Source organism: Streptomyces sp. NPDC000151, from assembly GCF_040301705.1.
GTDB lineage: Bacteria > Actinomycetota > Actinomycetes > Streptomycetales > Streptomycetaceae > Streptomyces.
The window spans coordinates 50,589-68,143 of the sequence record NZ_JBEPFC010000024.1; the positions used below are offsets into that span (position 1 = coordinate 50,589).

17 protein-coding genes are annotated in these 17,555 nt (G+C 72.8%); 10 read left to right on the top strand and 7 right to left on the bottom strand.

Annotation, left to right across the window (positions count from 1 at the left end; genetic code table 11):
* The first annotated feature begins 59 nt into the window (after positions 1–59).
* Together ABT381_RS10790 and ABT381_RS10795 are read left to right on the top strand one after the other, a co-directional pair.
* Positions 60–1,496: an NAD(P)H-quinone dehydrogenase gene (locus tag ABT381_RS10790; protein ID WP_351590910.1), complete on the top strand. Its 1,437-nt coding sequence runs from the start codon at positions 60–62 to the stop codon at positions 1,494–1,496.
* 134 nt (positions 1,497–1,630) lie between these two features.
* The gene (locus ABT381_RS10795; RefSeq protein WP_351590913.1) at positions 1,631–2,620 is read left to right on the top strand and encodes a DeoR/GlpR family DNA-binding transcription regulator; all 990 of its coding nucleotides are present in this window, start codon (positions 1,631–1,633) and stop codon (positions 2,618–2,620) included.
* 97 nt (positions 2,621–2,717) lie between these two features.
* Here the strand turns inward: ABT381_RS10795 and ABT381_RS10800 are convergent, their stop codons facing one another.
* Both ABT381_RS10800 and ABT381_RS10805 read right to left on the bottom strand, forming a co-directional pair.
* On the bottom strand, positions 2,718–3,308 hold the full coding sequence (locus ABT381_RS10800; RefSeq protein WP_467754444.1) for a TetR/AcrR family transcriptional regulator: 591 nt from the start codon (positions 3,306–3,308) through the stop codon (positions 2,718–2,720).
* A gap of 188 nt (positions 3,309–3,496) precedes the next feature.
* The gene (locus ABT381_RS10805) at positions 3,497–5,266 is read right to left on the bottom strand and encodes an acetyl/propionyl/methylcrotonyl-CoA carboxylase subunit alpha (RefSeq protein ID WP_351590916.1); all 1,770 of its coding nucleotides are present in this window, start codon (positions 5,264–5,266) and stop codon (positions 3,497–3,499) included.
* Positions 5,267–5,672: 406 nt separating this feature from the next.
* On the opposite strand from ABT381_RS10805, the gene ABT381_RS10810 reads away from it, so the two are divergent.
* Positions 5,673–6,143, top strand: a complete 471-nt coding sequence (locus ABT381_RS10810; RefSeq protein WP_467754443.1) for a hypothetical protein — start codon at positions 5,673–5,675, stop codon at positions 6,141–6,143.
* Here ABT381_RS10810 and ABT381_RS10815 read toward each other — a convergent pair.
* Both ABT381_RS10815 and ABT381_RS10820 read right to left on the bottom strand, forming a co-directional pair.
* Positions 6,124–6,729 (bottom strand): Maf family protein, encoded by a 606-nt coding sequence (locus ABT381_RS10815; protein WP_351590922.1) that lies wholly within the window; start codon positions 6,727–6,729, stop codon positions 6,124–6,126. The two genes, ABT381_RS10810 and ABT381_RS10815, sit on opposite strands and share 20 nt — an antisense overlap.
* A gap of 38 nt (positions 6,730–6,767) precedes the next feature.
* Positions 6,768–7,451, bottom strand: a complete 684-nt coding sequence (locus ABT381_RS10820) for an IclR family transcriptional regulator (RefSeq protein ID WP_351590925.1) — start codon at positions 7,449–7,451, stop codon at positions 6,768–6,770.
* Between the two features lie 175 nt (positions 7,452–7,626).
* On the opposite strand from ABT381_RS10820, the gene ABT381_RS10825 reads away from it, so the two are divergent.
* The 3 genes from ABT381_RS10825 to fahA are packed head-to-tail and all read left to right on the top strand — an operon-like array spanning position 7,627 to position 10,997.
* Entirely contained in the window at positions 7,627–8,847 is a 1,221-nt protein-coding gene (locus ABT381_RS10825; RefSeq protein WP_351590928.1) for a homogentisate 1,2-dioxygenase, read from the top strand.
* Between the two features lie 3 nt (positions 8,848–8,850).
* Positions 8,851–9,747, top strand: coding sequence for a hypothetical protein (locus ABT381_RS10830; protein ID WP_351590931.1), 897 nt, complete (start codon positions 8,851–8,853; stop codon positions 9,745–9,747).
* Entirely contained in the window at positions 9,744–10,997 is a 1,254-nt protein-coding gene (gene fahA, locus ABT381_RS10835) for a fumarylacetoacetase (RefSeq protein WP_351590934.1), read from the top strand. Before ABT381_RS10830 ends, fahA begins: the two co-directional genes overlap by 4 nt.
* Here the strand turns inward: fahA and mmpB are convergent.
* The 3 genes from mmpB to ABT381_RS10850 all read right to left on the bottom strand — a co-directional run bounded on the left by mmpB (position 10,968) and on the right by ABT381_RS10850 (position 13,037).
* Positions 10,968–11,099, bottom strand: a complete 132-nt coding sequence (gene mmpB / locus ABT381_RS10840) for a morphogenic membrane protein MmpB (protein ID WP_351590937.1) — start codon at positions 11,097–11,099, stop codon at positions 10,968–10,970. The genes fahA and mmpB overlap by 30 nt on opposite strands.
* A 74-nt stretch (positions 11,100–11,173) precedes the next feature.
* Positions 11,174–11,380 carry an acyl-CoA carboxylase epsilon subunit gene (locus tag ABT381_RS10845; RefSeq protein ID WP_351590940.1) on the bottom strand — a complete coding sequence of 69 codons (207 nt, stop codon included), beginning with the start codon at positions 11,378–11,380 and terminating at the stop codon, positions 11,174–11,176.
* A 49-nt stretch (positions 11,381–11,429) separates the two neighbouring features.
* Positions 11,430–13,037, bottom strand: coding sequence for an acyl-CoA carboxylase subunit beta (locus ABT381_RS10850; RefSeq protein WP_351590943.1), 1,608 nt, complete (start codon positions 13,035–13,037; stop codon positions 11,430–11,432).
* A 156-nt stretch (positions 13,038–13,193) separates the two neighbouring features.
* Between ABT381_RS10850 and ABT381_RS10855 the strand changes: the two genes are divergently transcribed.
* The 4 genes from ABT381_RS10855 to ABT381_RS10870 all read left to right on the top strand — a co-directional run.
* Positions 13,194–14,102 (top strand): biotin--[acetyl-CoA-carboxylase] ligase, encoded by a 909-nt coding sequence (locus tag ABT381_RS10855; RefSeq protein ID WP_351590946.1) that lies wholly within the window; start codon positions 13,194–13,196, stop codon positions 14,100–14,102.
* Between the two features lie 220 nt (positions 14,103–14,322).
* Positions 14,323–15,459, top strand: coding sequence for an adenylate/guanylate cyclase domain-containing protein (locus ABT381_RS10860; protein ID WP_351590949.1), 1,137 nt, complete (start codon positions 14,323–14,325; stop codon positions 15,457–15,459).
* Between the two features lie 71 nt (positions 15,460–15,530).
* Positions 15,531–16,337: an enoyl-CoA hydratase/isomerase family protein gene (locus ABT381_RS10865; protein WP_351590952.1), complete on the top strand. Its 807-nt coding sequence runs from the start codon at positions 15,531–15,533 to the stop codon at positions 16,335–16,337.
* 187 nt (positions 16,338–16,524) lie between these two features.
* On the top strand, positions 16,525–17,555 hold a 1,031-nt coding region (locus ABT381_RS10870), incomplete at its 3' end, for a GGDEF domain-containing protein (RefSeq protein ID WP_351590974.1).

Sequence of the window (17,555 nt, forward strand, 5' to 3'; positions counted from 1 at the left end):
GACCCCCGGCCGGTACCGCGCCGGGTGGGCCGGAAACGAGAGCGCGAGGCGTAATCCCCTTGACCCGGATCGTGATCATCGGTGGCGGACCCGGCGGCTACGAAGCGGCGCTGGTGGGCGCCCAGCTCGGCGCGGAGGTGACCGTCGTCGACTGCGACGGCCTCGGCGGCGCATCGGTGCTCACCGACTGCGTGCCTTCGAAGACGCTGATCGCGACGGCCGAGGTGATGACCACCTTCGACTCGTCGTACGAAGAGCTCGGCATCATCGTCGAGGACGACACCCCGCACATCGACCGCCCCGCGCGCGTCGTCGGCGTGGACCTCGGCAAGGTCAACCGCCGCGTGAAGCGCCTCGCGCTCGCCCAGTCCCACGACATCACCGCCTCCGTCACCCGCGCCGGCGGCCGGGTCCTGCGCGGCCGCGGCCGGCTGGAGCCGGGCCAGGCCGTGGACGGCTCCCGCAAGGTCACGGTGACCGCCGCCGACGGTACGGAGGAGACGCTCACCGCCGACGCCGTACTGGTCGCGACCGGCGCCCACCCGCGCGAGATCCCCGACGCGCAGCCCGACGGCGAGCGCATCCTGAACTGGACGCAGGTCTACGACCTGGACGAGCTCCCCGAGGAGCTCATCGTGGTCGGCTCGGGTGTCACCGGTGCCGAGTTCGCCGGCGCGTACCAGGCCCTCGGCTCCAACGTCACCCTCGTCTCCTCCCGCGACCGCGTGCTCCCGGGCGAGGACCCGGACGCCGCCGCCGTCCTGGAGGACGTCTTCCGCCGCCGCGGCATGAACGTCATGTCCCGCTCCCGCGCCGCCTCCGCCAAGCGGGTCGGCGACCGGGTCGAGGTCACTCTTTCGGATGGTCGGACGATCTCCGGCACGCACTGCCTGATGGCCGTCGGCTCGATCCCGAACACCGAGGGCGTCGGCCTGGAAGAGGCCGGCGTCAAGCTCAAGGAGTCCGGCCACATCTGGACCGACAAGGTCTCCCGCACCTCGGCGCCCGGCGTGTACGCGGCCGGCGACTGCACCGGCGTCTTCGCGCTCGCCTCCGTCGCGGCCATGCAGGGCCGGATCGCGATGTACCACTTCCTCGGCGACGCGGTGGCCCCGCTGAACCTCAAGACGGTCTCCGCGAACGTCTTCACCGACCCGGAGATCGCCACGGTCGGTTACAGCCAGGCCGACGTCGACAACGGCAGGATCGACGCCCGGGTCGTGAAGCTGCCGCTGCTGCGCAACCCGCGCGCGAAGATGCAGGGCATCCGCGACGGCTTCGTCAAGCTCTTCTGCCGCCCCGGCACGGGCATTGTCGTGGGCGGTGTGGTCGTATCACCGCGCGCGAGCGAACTGATTCATCCGATATCGATCGCGGTCGACAACAATCTGACGGTGGAGCAGATCGCCAGCGCCTTCACGGTCTACCCCTCGCTGTCCGGCTCGATAGCCGAGGTCGCACGGCAGTTGCACACGCGCAAGACCGCCGGGGAGTGACGCCGGGCGTCCGTTGCGAACACGTTCGCACGGACGCCCGCCCTATATCACTCGCGGGTGTCGCAGACGAACAACTTCCGATAATTGGTGCAACCTGCTGAAAACAGACGGTCGTTGGCGTTACTGTCAGTTTCGTGTTCGCTGCAGAACGTCGCCAATTGATCCTTGAAATGGTGCGAGCGAACGGAGCGGTTTCGCTCCGTGAGCTCGCCCGCGTCGTCCAGACCTCAGAAGTGACCGTACGGCGGGACGTGCGGGCACTGGAGGCAGAAGGACTGCTCGACCGCCGGCACGGCGGTGCGGTGCTGCCGGGTGGCTTCACCCGCGAATCCGGCTTTCCGCAGAAATCCCATCTAGCAACCGCGGAGAAGACGGCCATCGCCGATCTCGCCGCGGGCTTCGTCGAAGAAGGCGAGGCGATCGTCGTCGGCGCGGGGACGACCACACAGGAGCTGGCCCGCCGGCTCGCCCGGGTACCGGGCCTCACCGTGGTGACCAACTCCCTGCTGGTCGCCCAGGCCCTGGCGCACGCCAACCGCGTCGAAGTCGTGATGACCGGCGGCACGCTCCGGGGCTCCAACTACGCGCTGGTCGGCAGCGGCGCCGAGCAGTCCCTCCAGGGGCTGCGGGTCTCCCGTGCCTTCCTGTCGGGCAGCGGCCTGACCGCCGAGCGCGGACTCTCCACCTCCAACATGCTCTCCGCCAGCGTCGACAGAGCGCTGGTGCAGGCGGCGGCCGAGGTGGTCGTCCTCGCCGACCACACCAAGCTCGGCACGGACACCATGTTCCAGACCGTGCCGACCGACGTCATCACCCGCCTGGTGACCGACGAGCCGCCCGGCCACGACGACCGTGCCGCGACCGAACTGCAGGCCCTGGCCGACCAGGGCGTACAGATCACGGTCGCCGGCGGGGCCGCGGCCGCGGCCGCCCAGGGCCAAGGAGGCGCGGAGGGCACCCCGGCGGCCGACCGCCGGGGGCCGAGAAGGGAGGTACCACTGCCCGGCCAGCGCCGCAGTCATCCGACGGCGGGCCCCGGCGCAGCGCCACAGCTGCGCTCGGCCCCACTGACCGCCGATCCGCAGGGCGGCCGGGTCGCCGACCTGGCGCCGCGACGGCGCTGAGCGCTGGGAACCGCGGGGTCCCAGCCGCTCGGACGCGCTTCAGTACGTCGCTTTACGTCGCTGTACGCCGCTCACAGCCGGGTTCGTACGCCGTCGCTCACCGGCCGGCCTTCAGGCCGGTCAGCGTGAGCGTCAGCAGCCGGTCGGCCAGTTCCGGGTCGTCCGGCGACTCCTCGGCGGCCAGCGCGATGCCGTTGGTCAGCTGCATCAGGTCGCGGATGTCCACATCGGGCCGCACGGCGCCGGACCGCTGGGCGCGGGTGAGCAGCACGCCGCCCGCCTCCCGCATCGGCCGGCTGCACCGTGCCAGCCCGGAGCTCTCGTCGGCCGGCGCCGCCATCAGCGCGCGCGACAGGCCGCGGTAGGTACTGGCGTGCGTGATGATCGCGCGCAGCCACTCCACGAGCGCCGTGCAGGGCTGCGGCGCGTCCCCCAGCTCCCGCGCGCGGGTCAGCAGGGCGTCCACCTCCCCCTGGAAGACGGCGCCCATCAGCGCGGTGCGGTTGGGGAAGTGGCGGTAGAGCGTCCCGATGCCGACGCCGGCACGGCGCGCGATGTCCTCCAGCGAGGTGTCCGTGCCGCGCTCGGTGAAGGCCGTACGCGCCTCCGCCAGCAGCCGGTCGTAGTTCCGGCGCGCGTCGGCACGCATGGGGCGTGCGGAATCGGTGTGCGCCGTCTCGGTGGCCATCGCCGTCCTTCCTGTACCTGCCCGTCCGTAGGCAGGGCTCACCTCAACGGTATCGGGTGGCCGTGGTGTCCGGCCGGGCTGCCGCAGGGGCCCCATACGACGCGAGGAGCGCCCGGCTCGGCCGGCCGGGCGCCCCTCACTCGCGTACGACGGTCCTGCCGTCCGCGCTCAGTCCTCGATCCGGCGGATCAGTCCTTGATCTCGCAGATCACGGCGCCGGAGGTGACGGAGGCGCCGACCTCGGCGGACAGGCCCTTGACGGTGCCGGAGCGGTGGGCGTTCAGCGGCTGTTCCATCTTCATGGCCTCCAGGACGACGACCAGGTCGCCCTCCTTGACCTCCTGGCCCTCCTCCACCGCGATCTTCACGATGGTGCCCTGCATCGGCGAGGCGAGCGCGTCGCCGGAGGCGGCGGAGCCGGACTTCTTGGCGGCCTTGCGCTTGGGCTTGGCGCCCCCGGCCACCGCGGCGCGCGCCAGCGGCATGCCCAGCGAGGCCGGGAGGGAGACCTCCAGGCGCTTGCCGCCGACCTCGACCACGACGGTCTCGCGGGTGTCGGTCTCGGCCTCGTCGGCGCCGGGCGCCGCGAACGGCTTGATGTCGTTGACGAACTCGGTCTCGATCCAGCGGGTGTGGACCTGGAACGGCTCGGTGGAGCCGGTCAGCTCCGGCGCGAACGCCGGGTCCTTGACGACCGTCCGGTGGAAGGGGATGGCGGTGGCCATGCCCTCCACGGTGAACTCGTCCAGGGCGCGGGCCGCGCGCTGCAGCGCCTGCTGGCGGGTGGCACCGGTAACGATCAGCTTGGCCAGCAGGGAGTCCCAGGCCGGGCCGATGACGCTGCCGGACTCCACGCCCGCGTCCAGGCGCACGCCCGGGCCGGCCGGGGCCTCGAACTTGGTGACCGTGCCGGGCGCCGGCAGGAAGCCGCGGCCGGGGTCCTCGCCGTTGATGCGGAACTCGAAGGAGTGGCCGCGCACCGGCGGGTCGTCGTAGCCCAGCTCCTCGCCGTCCGCGATGCGGAACATCTCGCGGACCAGGTCCAGCCCGGTGACCTCCTCGGTGACCGGGTGCTCGACCTGCAGACGGGTGTTGACCTCCAGGAAGGAGATCGTGCCGTCCTGGCCGACCAGGAACTCACAGGTGCCCGCGCCCTCGTAGCCGGCCTCCTTGAGGATGGCCTTGGACGCCCGGTACAGCTCGGCGTTCTGCTCCTGCGTCAGGAACGGCGCGGGCGCCTCCTCCACCAGCTTCTGGTGGCGGCGCTGCAGCGAGCAGTCACGCGTGGAGACCACCACGACGTTGCCGTGCTTGTCGGCCAGGCACTGGGTCTCCACGTGGCGCGGCCGGTCCAGGTAGCGCTCCACGAAGCACTCCCCGCGGCCGAAGGCGGCGACCGCCTCGCGCACCGCGGAGTCGTACAGCTCGGGAACTTCCTCCAGGGTGCGGGCGACCTTCAGGCCGCGGCCGCCACCGCCGAAGGCCGCCTTGATGGCGATCGGCAGCCCGTGCTGCTCGGCGAAGGCGACGACCTCGTCCGAGCCGGAGACCGGGTCGGAGGTGCCGGCCACCAGCGGGGCGCCGGCGCGCTGGGCGATGTGCCTCGCTGCGACCTTGTCGCCCAGGTCGCGGATGGCCTGCGGCGGCGGGCCGATCCAGATCAGCCCGGCGTCCAGCACGGCCTGGGCGAACTCGGCGTTCTCGGAGAGGAAGCCGTAGCCGGGGTGGATGGCATCCGCGCCCGAATCGGCGGCCGCGGCAAGGACCTTGGCGATGTCCAGGTAGCTGGTGGCAGGAGTGTCACCGCCCAGGGCGTAAGCCTCATCCGCCGCACGGACGTGCAGGGCATCCCGGTCAGGGTCGGCGTAGACGGCTACGCTCCCGATCCCGGCGTCCCGGCATGCCCGGGCCACGCGGACAGCGATTTCGCCACGGTTGGCGATGAGCACCTTGCGCACGATGGCTCCCTCCTCGAAACAAGCTGAGTTTAGGGACTGACGACACCACGTGCCGAGTCGCCCCTGAGGGTGAGCTTCCCCACAAGGCGCCGGTGTCCGGCGCGAGCCACGCGCCGAAGTCCCCTGCATTCCAGGGTATGCCCGGAATCCCGGGCGCACGACGGAGACCTGGTGTGGGCAAGGTCTCGGTTGACCCGACTTCCCTACGGCGCGGTTTCTTTGTGGAGACCCTACGAATGGCGGAACGAAACTTTGCCGGGTGGGTGTCGGGTGCGACGCACGGGAAGCCCGCTTGCCGCACACCCCTTGTCCTGTCTATTACCCAGCAGTAGCGTGCACCCGTCTTCTGTACTCGCGGTAACAGGCGCGCGAACGCGCCGGACAACAGCGGAAGTGGGTGGGTGCGGTGGCGGCACGCAGGCCGGTGGCCGTGGTGACGGCGGTGGTACTGGTCCTGGAAGCGGCCGGGATCGTGCTGCTCAACTGGATCCTGAGCGTCTTCGTCGACAAGCAGCAGATGTCGATGGCGGGCCTCAAGACACACGCGATGGCGGCCGGGGCGTGGATCGGCGGCCTCGTCTTCGGGCTCTACCTGCTGTTCTGCGCGTACCTCGCGCTGCGCTGCGCGATCCGCGACCGCGCGCCCGGCGGCTTCGCCCGCGTCGTACTGATCGGCTGCGCGGTGATCCACGGCGTGGTCGGCGCGTTCACGGTCGGCCTGGTCGGCTGGACCGCGTTCATCGGCGCGATGGTCGTCCTCGGCCTGCTCATCTTCACCCTGCTGGCGTACGCCCCGACGACGGGGACCGCCGAACCGGCGGGCGGTCCCGAATCGGCCGGCGGTCCCGAGCCGGCCGCTACCCCCACAGCTCCGTGATCCCGACCCCCAACTCCGCCAGTTGGCGGCGGAGGAGGGGCAGGGAGAGGCCGATGACGTTGCCCGGGTCGCCGTCGATGCCGTCGATGAAGGGGGCCGAGCGGCCGTCGAGGGTGAAGGCGCCCGCGACGTACAGCGGTTCGCCGCTGGCCACGTAGGCGGCGATCTCCGCGTCGGACGGCTCGCCGAAGCGGACCGTGGTGGCGGCGGTCGCCGAGACCCGGCGGCCGCTCTCCGTGTCGATGACGCAGTGCCCGGTCTGCAGCACGCCCGACCGGCCGCGCATCGACTTCCAGCGCGCCGTGGCGTCCTCGGCGTCGGCCGGCTTGCCCAGCGCGCGCCCGTCCAGCTCCAGTACGGAGTCGCAGCCGACGACCAGAGCGCCGGCGGCCTCCGTGCGCCGGGCCACGGCGTCGGCCTTGGCCTCGGCCAGTACGCGGGCCAGCTCGCCCGGGGTGTCGGCGGACAGCGCGTCCTCGTCCACGCCGCTGACGATGACCTCGGGGGCCAGGCCGGCCTGGCGCAGCAGGCCGAGGCGGGCGGGGGACTGGGAGGCGAGCACGAGGCGGCGGGGCTGTTCGGTCATGCGGGTCATGGTAGGCCGAAAGGGTCAGGCGGAGGCCCTCACCCCAGGCGGGCCGAGATCTCCTCGGCGGCGGCCGTGACCGGGGTGACGGCGGCCTCGGCGATGTCCTGGCGGTGGGTGATCAGGTTGATGCCGGCCGGGCCGTCGGGGTGGGCGGTGCGGATCGGGGCCGCGACCGCGAAGGTGCCCGTCACCACCTCGCCCGCGGTCAGCGCGTACCCCCGCTCCCGGGCCTCGGTGACCCGGGCCGGCTCGCCGGCCGCCGGAGGGCCGCCCGCGAGCAGGGCGATGCCGGCCGCGCCGCGGTCCAGGGGGTCGCGGTTGCCGACGCGGTAGGAGAAGCGCGGGCCATGCGTGGCGGGTTCGACGACCGTGACGGCCACCGCCGCGTCGTCGTCGCGCACGACCAGGCAGGCGGTCGCCTCCAGTTCGTCGGCCAGCCGGCGCAGCACCTGTTCGGCGACCTCCCGCAGCCGCGGCCGCACCTGCTCGGCGAGCCCCACCAGGTCGGCGCCGACCCGGTAGCGCGCCTCGTCGTCCCGTACCGCGAAGTGCTGGCGTACCAGGGACATCAGCAGCCGGTACGCGACCGAGCGGTGCACGCCCAGTGCGGCGGCGATCTCGGTCGCGGTCATCCCGTGCGGTGCGCCGGCGATCAGGCGGAGCGCGCGCAGCCCGCGTTCCAGCGTCTGGGACCCCTCGGCGGGGCGCGGCTCGTCCATTCCCACCTGCTCAGTCTTCCATGCCGTCAGGGCCGGCCCGGCGAGCCGGCCGGCGGGCTATTGACAGGCGTGCGGTGCGCGGCCACAGTCGGTGACGCGTTCGGATATCAGTGAGCAGTGTCCGTTATTTGCAACGCATCCGCTCCGAGGGTGCGAGGAGGGGGCGCTCGACCCCATGCCGTACTACCGTCGCGCCGGCGAGGTCCCGGCCAAGCGGCACACCCAGCACCGCCGTCCCGACGGCGGTCTGTACTACGAGGAGCTGATGGGCGAGGAGGGCTTCTCCTCCGACTCCTCGCTGCTCTACCACCGGGCGATCCCCTCGGCGATCACCGGCAGCCGGGCCTGGGAGCTGCCCGACCTCACCACCGTCGCCAACCACCCCCTCAAGCCCCGGCACCTGAAGCTGCCCGCGCTCTTCGCGGCCGCCGACCCGGCCGCCACGGACGCGGTCACCGGGCGCCGCCTGCTGCTCGGCAACGAGGACGTGCGGATCGGTTACGTCGTGGCGGGCGCGGTCTCGCCGCTGTACCGGAACGGCGTCGGCGACGAGTGTGTGTACGTGGAGAGCGGTACGGCCCGGCTGGAGACCGTCTTCGGCGTGCTGGACGCGGGGCCCGGCGACTACCTCGTCATCCCGCGAGCCACCACCCACCGCTGGGTGCCCACCGGGGACGCGCCGCTGCGCGCGTACTGCGTCGAGGCGAACAGCCACATCGCCCCGCCGGCCCGCTACCTGTCCCGGTACGGGCAGCTGCTGGAGCACGCCCCGTACTGCGAGCGGGATCTGCGCGGGCCCGAGGGGCCGCTGCTCGTCGAGGCGGCGGAGGAGGGGGAGGCGGAGGTTCTGGTCAAGCACCGCGGGCCGGGGCCCGGCGGGCTGGCCGGATCGGTACTGACCTACCCCACCCACCCCTTCGATGTGGTGGGCTGGGATGGCTGTCTGTACCCGTACGCCTTCAGCGTCCACGACTTCGAGCCGCTGACGGGGCGGGTGCACCAGCCGCCGCCCGTCCACCAGGTCTTCGAGGGGCACAACTTCGTGATCTGCAACTTCGTGCCGCGCAAGGTCGACTACCACCCGCTGTCGATCCCGGTGCCGTACTACCACTCCAACGTCGACTCCGACGAGGTCATGTTCTACTGCGGCGGCGACTACGAGGCACGCAAGGGCTCCGGCATCGGGCAGGGCTCGGTGTCGCTGCACCCGGGCGGGCACGCGCACGGCCCGCAGCCCGGCGCCTACGAACGCAGCATCGGCGCGGAGTTCTTCGACGAACTGGCCGTCATGGTCGACACCTTCCGCCCGCTCGGTCTCGGCGAGGGCGGTGCCGCCTGTGAGGACGAGGGGTATGCCTGGACGTGGGCCGGTGGCCACGGACCTCTGGAGGCGTGAGCGATGACCGTATCCGCGTTGTACGAACGGCTCGTGGACGATGCCGGGCTCTTCCCGCCCGAGCAGCTGGAGATGGCCGCCGCGGTCGCCCGGCACCGTGCCGACGCGGCGGCCGGCGATCCGCGGCTCAGCCACCGGTTCCTGTGCCCGGCGGGGCGGCTGCCGGAGCTGTCGGCGGCGCTGGGCGAGGAGGACCGCTTCCGGGTGGGGCTGATCAGTCCGCTGGAGTGGGGCGCGCTGGTCGACGCGCACCGCCGGCTCGCCGCCGACGGCCGGCTGCGGCTGGTGGCACTGGAGGGCCCGGCGCCGGAGGCGCCCGACCTGGTCACGGCCGTCCGGCAGGCCGCCGACGCGCTCAAGAACCTGCCGTACGGGCCGCCGCCCGGCTTCCCCCAGTACGTCGAGATCCCGCTCACGGACGGGTGGGAGGCCGCCCTCGACGAGCTGGGCGCCGCCGGGCTCGCCGCCAAGGTGCGCTGCGGCGGCGTCCGTCCCGAGCTGTTCCCCGCGACCGAGCAGCTGGCGGTGTTCGTGTCCGCGTGCGTGCGGCGCGGGCTGCCCTTCAAGGCCACCGCCGGGCTGCACCACGCCGTGCGGTACCGCGACGCGCGCACCGGCTTCACCCACCACGGCTTCCTCAACCTGCTGCTGGCGGTCTGCCGGGCGGCGGACGGCGCCGCGCCCGACGGCGTCGAGGCCGTGCTGCGGTCCACCGATCCCGTCGCGCTGGCCGCCGAGGCCCGCGCGGTGACCCCGGCCCTCGCCGCGCGTACCCGCGCGGTGTTCGCGGGGTACGGCTCGTGCAGTACCCGCGAACCACTGGAAGACCTGCGGGCCATGGGCCTGACCGGCCCCGGCCCCTCCACCGACACCCCCACCGACAGGGAGCTGGACGCATGACGACCCGATCCTGGGTGCCCGTACCGGAGCACTCCGACTTCCCCGTGCAGAACCTGCCGTACGGGATCTTCTCCCGCGCGGGGGAGCCGCCGCGGGCCGGCGTGGCGATCGGCGAGCACGTCCTGGACCTGTCACGGCTCGGCGCGGACGCCGGACTCCCGTACGCGGAGGACTTCGCGGCGCCGACCCTGAACCCCTTCATGGCGCGCGGCCGGGAGGCGTGGCGTGCGGTGCGGGCCCGGCTGACCGAGCTGCTGACCGACGCGCGCCACCGGGCCGCCGTCGAGCCGCATTTGGTGCCGCGGGACGCGGTGACCCTGCACCTGCCGTTCGAGGTCGCCGACTACGTCGACTTCTACGCGTCCGAGCACCACGCGTCCAACGTGGGCCGGGTCTTCCGCCCGACGCAGCCGCCGCTCACCCCGAACTGGAAGCATCTGCCGATCGGTTACCACGGCCGCGCGGGCACGGTCGTGGTCTCCGGGACCCCGGTCGTGCGGCCGTGCGGCCAGCGCAAGGCCCCCGACGCCGAGGCGCCCGGCTTCGGCCCGTCGGTCCGGCTGGACATCGAGGCCGAGGTCGGCTTCGTCGTCGGTACGCCGTCCGAGCTGGGCCGCCCGGTGGCCGCGGCGGACTTCGCCGACCATGTCTTCGGCGTCGTCCTGGTCAACGACTGGAGCGCGCGCGACATCCAGGCGTGGGAGTACGTGCCGCTGGGCCCGTTCCTCGGCAAGTCCTTCGCGACCTCGGTGTCCCCGTGGGTGGTGCCGCTGGAGGCGCTGGAGGCGGCGCGGGTGGCGCCGCCGGCGCAGGACCCGGAGCCGCTGCCGTACTTGCGTACGGACGAGCCGTGGGGCCTGGACCTGGCGATCGAGGTGGCGTGCAACGGCGAGGTGGTCTCCCGGCCGCCGTTCCGCACCATGTACTGGACGGCCGCCCAGATGCTCGCCCATATGACCGTCAACGGCGCGAGCCTGCGCACCGGCGACTTCTACGCCTCAGGGACGGTCTCGGGCCCGGACCCCGACCAGCGCGGCTCGTTCCTCGAACTGGGCTGGAACGGCACCGAACCGGTCAAGCTCGCCGACGGCTCCACCCGCGCCTACCTCGCCGACGGCGACACCGTCACGCTCCGTGCCACGGCGCCGGGCCCCGACGGCACCCGCCTCGGCTTCGGCGAGGTCACGGGCACGGTACGGCCGGCGCACGGCGCGGCGGGATCAGCCCGACAGGCCGAGCAGCAGCAGTAAAAGCACCGCGGCCACCGCCAGCACGATGCCGGCCCGACGGAGCATGGCCTCGGCCTTGCGCAGCTCCTCGGAGGGATCGTCGGGCGGATCGGACCACAGCATGCTTCCGATCGTGCGCTTCTCGCCGCGGCGGCGCCTGAGTACGCGTACTCAAGCGCCGCCGCGACGTCGACCGGTCAGCGCGGCCAGAAGCTGGTACGCCAGGCGCGCGGGCCCGGGTGCGGAATCCGTCGCGGTACGAGGGACGCCGGGTCGGACCACTCCTCGCCCTGGTCCCGGCCGCCGGGCGCGGCGGCAGCGGCGGCCGCCGCGCGGGCTTGGACCACCGCGACTGCGGCGGCCAGCTCCTCTGGTGTCGGGTTGCCCCGCAGGACCTTGATCACCGTCAGCCTCCTTGCAGCAGTGGATTCACAGCAGTCGATCCCGGCGTCTCTACAGCGGGATGTTGCCGTGCTTCTTCGGGGGCAGCTGCTCGCGCTTGTTGCGCAGCGTGCGCAGGCCGCGGACGATGTGCCGGCGGGTCTCGGACGGCATGATCACCGCGTCGACGTAGCCTCGCTCGGCCGCCGCGTAGGGGTTGAGGAGGGTGTCCTCGTACTCGGCGATCAGCTCCTGGCGCTTGGCCTCCTGCGCGGCGGGGTCCTCGATGGCGGCGAGGGTGCGCCGGTGCAGGATGTTGACCGCGCCCTGCGCGCCCATCACCGCGATCTGGGCGGTGGGCCAGGCGAGGTTGAGGTCGGCGCCCAGGTGCTTGGAGCCCATGACGTCGTACGCGCCGCCGAACGCCTTGCGCGTGATGACCGTGATCAGCGGGACGGTGGCCTCGGCGTAGGCGTAGATCAGCTTGGCGCCGCGGCGGATGATGCCGTCCCACTCCTGGTCGGTGCCGGGCAGGAAGCCGGGCACGTCCACGAAGGTCAGGACGGGGATGTTGTAGGCGTCACAGGTGCGCACGAAGCGGGCGGCCTTCTCGGACGCCTTGATGTCCAGCGTGCCGGCGAACTGCATCGGCTGGTTGGCGACGATGCCCACCGAGTGGCCCTCCACGCGGCCGTAGCCGGTGACCATGTTCGGCGCGTACAGCGCCTGGACCTCCAGGAACTCGCCGTCGTCCAGCACATGTTCGATGACGGAGAGCATGTCGTAGGGCTGGTTGGCGGAGTCCGGGATCAGCGTGTCCAGCTCGCGGTCGTGGTCGCTGGTCTCCAGGTCCGCTTCCTCGGGGAAGGAGGGCGGCTCGGAGAGGTTGTTGGAGGGCAGGTAGGACAGCAGCGCCTTGATGTACTCGACGGCGTCCTTCTCGTCCCCTGCCATGTGGTGGGCCACGCCGGAGGTGGCGTTGTGGGTGCGGGCGCCGCCCAGCTCCTCCATGCCGACGTCCTCGCCGGTGACGGTCTTGATGACGTCGGGCCCGGTGATGAACATGTGCGAGGTCTGGTCGACCATGACCGTGAAGTCGGTGATGGCGGGGGAGTACACCGCGCCGCCCGCGCAGGGCCCGACGACCAGGGAGATCTGCGGGATCACACCCGACGCGTGGGTGTTGCGGCGGAAGATCTCGCCGTACGCGCCGAGCGAGACCACGCCCTCCTGGATGCGCGCGCCGCCCGAGTCGTTGATGCCGATGACCGGACAGCCGTTCTTCAGCGCGAAGTCCATCACCTTCACGATCTTCTCGCCGAACACGCCGCCCAGCGCGCCGCCGAAGACCGTGAAGTCCTGCGAGAACACCGCCACCGGGCGCCCGTCGACGGTGCCGTAGCCGGTGACCACGCCATCGCCGTAGGGGCGGTTCTCCGCCATGCCGAAGTCGGTGGAGCGGTGCCGCGCGAACTCGTCCAGCTCGACGAAGGATCCTTCGTCCAGCAGCAGGTCGATCCGCTCACGGGCGGTCAACTTGCCCTTCGCGTGCTGCTTTTCCACCGCGCGCGCGGAACCGGCGTGCGTGGCTTCTTCGATGCGTCGCTGAAGATCGGCCAGCTTGCCCGCGGTGGTGTGACTGCCTGAATTGTTCAAAGCGGTTGCTTCCGGCTCGGACATCGGGATGCGGCTCCTGCTCGTCCTGGACTGGTGCTCGTACGGGGTGCGCTTCGCTCAGGGGTTGGCTACCGATTCGTAGCGTATCCGCGGCACTGCTCAGCGGCACTGCGTCGTTGGCCACACTCCGGGGCCCCAAAGCCTCCTAGGCTGGGCACCATGACGCCTCAACCTCCCGTAAACCCCGAAGGCCCTGGAAACCCGGGAAATGCTGACAAAGGCCGTGGCGGCCGGTGGACCGACCTCGACCGCCCCCCGCTGAACGCGACGGCGCTGCGCACGGCCCTCGTACGCCCCGGCTCCCTGTGGACCTCCCTGGACGTGGTCCAGGTCACCGGCTCCACCAACACCGACCTGGCGGGCCGCGCGGCCAAGGGTGAGGCGGCGGCGGGCAGCGTGCTCGTCGCGGAGGAGCAGTCGGCGGGCCGCGGCCGGCTGGACCGCCAGTGGTCCGCGCCGCCCCGCTCCGGGCTCTTCTTCTCCGTGCACCTCAAGCCCGAGGTGCCCACGGACCGGTGGGGCTGGCTGCCGCTGCTGGCCGGCGTCGCCACCGCCACCGCGCTCTCCCGCGCGGCCGGCGTGGACACCGCGCTGAAGTGGCCCAACGACCTCCTCGTCACGGTCGACGGGGAGGAGCGCAAGGCGGGCGGCATCCTCGCCGAGGCGGCCGCCGGCGGCGTCGTCGTCGGCATCGGCCTGAACGTCTCGCTGCGCGCCGACGAGCTCCCGGTGCCCGGCGCCGGCTCGCTCGCCCTGGCCGGCGCGCAGGGCACCGACCGGGACCCGCTGCTGCGTGCCGTACTGCGCTCGCTGGAGCAGTGGTACGGCGACTGGCAGGCGGCCGGCGGCGACCCGGCGGCCTGCGGGCTGCAGGAGGCGTACGCGGCGGGCTGCGCGACACTCGGCCGCACGGTCCGCGCGCTGCTCCCGGGCGACCGGGAGATCCGCGGCGAGGCGGTGGCGCTGGACGGCGACGGACGGCTGGTTCTGGCCACCGCCGACGGCGTACAGCTGCCGGTAGCGGCGGGCGACATCGTCCACCTGCGGCCGGCGGGCGAAGCGGAGTAACGGGACACCGCAGATCAGGGAAATGGACCGGAGCGGAGCGACGGGAGACGCCGAGTGGTTCTTGACGACATTCCACACCTGCGAATGGTGCGCTATGTGTGGAATGGGAGAGTGAGCCAGAGCACACCTGCCGTATCGTTGACGCGATCGGCCCGGCAGCGGGCCGCGGGCGAACAGTGATCGGAAGGGCAGTGCGCAGGGATCGGAAGAGGAGGGCGCGGTGACCCTCGACGACTCGGGCGCATCACCGCGCGACGCGGAAGCGGTACCGCGTGACGCCGACACCGCCGACGGCTCCGACGGGGAGTCCGGCGACGACACCATCGCCATCCGCCTGGAACAGCTGATCCTCGGCTCCGAACGGCGCTACACGCCGTTCCAGGCGGCCCGCAGCGCCGGCGTCTCCATGGACCTGGCCTCCCGTTTCTGGCGGGCCATGGGCTTCGCCGACATCGGCCAGGTCAAGGCGCTCACCGAGGCCGACGTGCTGGCCCTGCGCCGGCTCTCCGGCCTGGTGGAGGCCGGACTGCTGAGCGAGGCGATGGCCGTACAGGTCGCCCGCTCGACCGGGCAGACCACCGCCCGGCTCGCCGACTGGCAGATCGACTCCTTCCTGGAGGGCCTGACCGAGCCGCAGGACTCGGGCCTGACCCGTACGGAGATCACCTACCCGCTGGTCGAGCTGCTCCTTCCCGAGCTGGAGGAGTTCCTGGTCTACGTCTGGCGCCGGCAGCTCGCCGCCTCGACCGGCCGCGTCGTGCAGGCCCAGGACGACGCCGAGATGGTCGACCGGCGGCTCGCCGTCGGCTTCGCCGACCTGGTCGGCTTCACCCGCCTCACCCGCCGCCTGGAGGAGGAGGAACTGGGCGAGCTGGTCGAGGCGTTCGAGACCACGGCTGCCGACCTGGTCGCCGCGCACGGCGGCCGGCTCATCAAGACCCTGGGCGACGAGGTGCTGTACTCGGCCGACGACGCGGGCACCGCGGCGGAGATCGGGCTGCGCCTCATCGAGACCATGAGCCACGACGACACCATGCCCGAGCTGCGGGTGGGCATCGCCTTCGGCACGGTCACGACCCGCATGGGCGACGTCTTCGGCAACACGGTGAACCTCGCCAGCCGGCTCACGTCCATAGCGCCGAAGGACACCGTCCTGGTCGACGAGGCGTTCGCCGAGGAGCTGAGCCGGACCGGCGAGGCCCCGGTCTCCGAGGCCGAGGCGGCAGCGGCGGAAAAGGAGGGCGACGGCCCGGTCCCCGCGTACCGCTTCGCACTCCAGCCCATGTGGCAACGCCCGGTCCGCGGCCTGGGCGTGGTCGAGCCGTGGCTGCTGACGCGCCGGTCTTCGAGGCCCTGACGCCCGGTGCGGCCGGCCCGCCCGGTTACGATCGCCGCGTAAGCGACCGTTAACCGGGAGGGGCGGCCCCCATGGGCGACCAGCAGGAACAGCGATACGGCGACTTCGTGGCGGTCCGGCGACACGGCGAGAACGTCGCCGAACTCGCCATGGACCGCCCCAAGGCCATGAACGCCGTCTCCACGGCCATGGCACAGGCGCTGACCGCCGCCTGCGACGCCCTCGCCGCCGACCGCACCGTACGCACCGTCGTCCTCACCTCCACCCACGACCGCGCCTTCTGCGTCGGCGCCGACCTCAAGGAGCGCAACTCCTTCACCGACGCCGACCTGATGCGCCAGCGCCCGTACACCCGCGCCGCCTACACCGGCGTACTGGAGCTGCCGATGCCCACCATCGCGGCCGTGCACGGCTTCGCGCTCGGCGGCGGCTTCGAGCTGGCGCTCTCCTGCGACCTGATCGTGGCCGACCCGACCGCCGTCGTGGGCCTCCCCGAGGTCTCGGTCGGCGTGATCCCCGGGGGCGGCGGTACGCAGCTGCTGCCGCGCCGGGTCGGCGCGGCCCGGGCGGCCGAGCTGGTCTTCACCGCGCGCCGCGTCGAGGCCGCCGAGGCCGCCGAGTTGGGCCTGGTCGACCAGCTCGTCGGCGCGGGCGAGGACCGTACGCAGGCGCTGGAGCTGGCCGCGCGCATCGCCCGCAACTCCCCGGTCGGGCTGCGCGCCGCCAAGCGCGCCATGCGCCTGGGGCACGGCCTGGACCTGCGGACCGGGCTGGACCTGGAGGACGGCGCCTGGCGCAGCGTCGCGTTCTCCGGCGACCGGGCCGAGGGCGTGGCCGCCTTCAACGAGAAGCGGACGCCGGACTGGCCGGGGGAGTGACCCCGGGCCCTCTCCCTAGCAATCCGTAACCCCATAAGGGGCGGACCGTGGCAAACCTTCCTACTCTGTAAGGTCAAGGTGCGCCTACGGTTACGGATTGTGAGGATCAGTGACGGGCGAGGCTGCGGGCGGGAGCGAATACGGGTGCGACGCCCGGCTGCGGGCCGTCGTGGCGCTCGCGCAGGCCATGGCCGCGGCGCACCACCCCAAGGAGTCGGCACGCGCCGCGGCGCACGGCGCGTGCCGGGCGCTGGGCGGCTCCTTCGCCGCGGTCTCCGTCTGGGAGCGTCAGCTCGGCCGGCTCCGGGTCCTGGTGAACGTCGGCGACCTGGCCGACGGCGAGCAGGAGTACCCGGACGACGAGTCCTACCCGGTGCACCAGTTCCCCGAGATCGTCGGCTTCCTGCACGAGCGGTGGGCCGGCGGCGGCGAGCCCGACGCCTGGGTGGAGACCGCCGACGGGCCGCACGAGGACGGCTCGTACTGCCACCAGCGCGTGGCCGCGCTGCGCCGCCGCGGCCGGGGCAGCTGCGTGGTGGCGCCGATCGTGCTGCACGGCCGCGCCTGGGGCGAGCTGTACGTGGCCCGGCCGCGCGGCGCGCCGGTCTTCGGCCGGAACGACGCGGACTTCGCCACCGTCCTGGCCGCGGTGGCGGCGGCCGGCATCGCGCAGACCGAGCGGCTGGCCGAGGCCCGCAGGCTGGCCTTCACCGACGCGCTGACCGGCCTGGCGAACCGGCGCGCGGTCGACATGCGGCTGGACGAGGCGCTGGAGCGGCACCGGGCCGACGGCACGGTCGTCAGCCTGGCGGTCTGTGACCTCAACGGTCTGAAGCGGGTGAACGACACCCAGGGGCACGCGGCGGGCGACCGCCTGCTGGAGCGGTTCGGGTCGGTGCTGTCCCTGTGCGGCGCGATACTGCCGGGCACCCTCGCGGCCCGCCTCGGCGGCGACGAGTTCTGCCTGCTCGCGGTCGGGCCGCCGGCCGGGGACGTGGTGCGGGCCGCGTCGGAATTGTGCCGCCGCGCGGGCGCGTTGGACCTCGGTGAGGGCGTGGCGGTCGGCGTCGCCTCCACCGGCGACCCGGTCGGCGAGGTGCGGTCGGCGCGCCGCCTCTTCCGGCTGGCGGACGCCGCGCAGTACCGCGCCAAGGCGGCCCGTTCGCCGGGCCCGGTGGTGGCGGGCCGGGACGGCGGCGAGGACGACCCGGTGGTCCG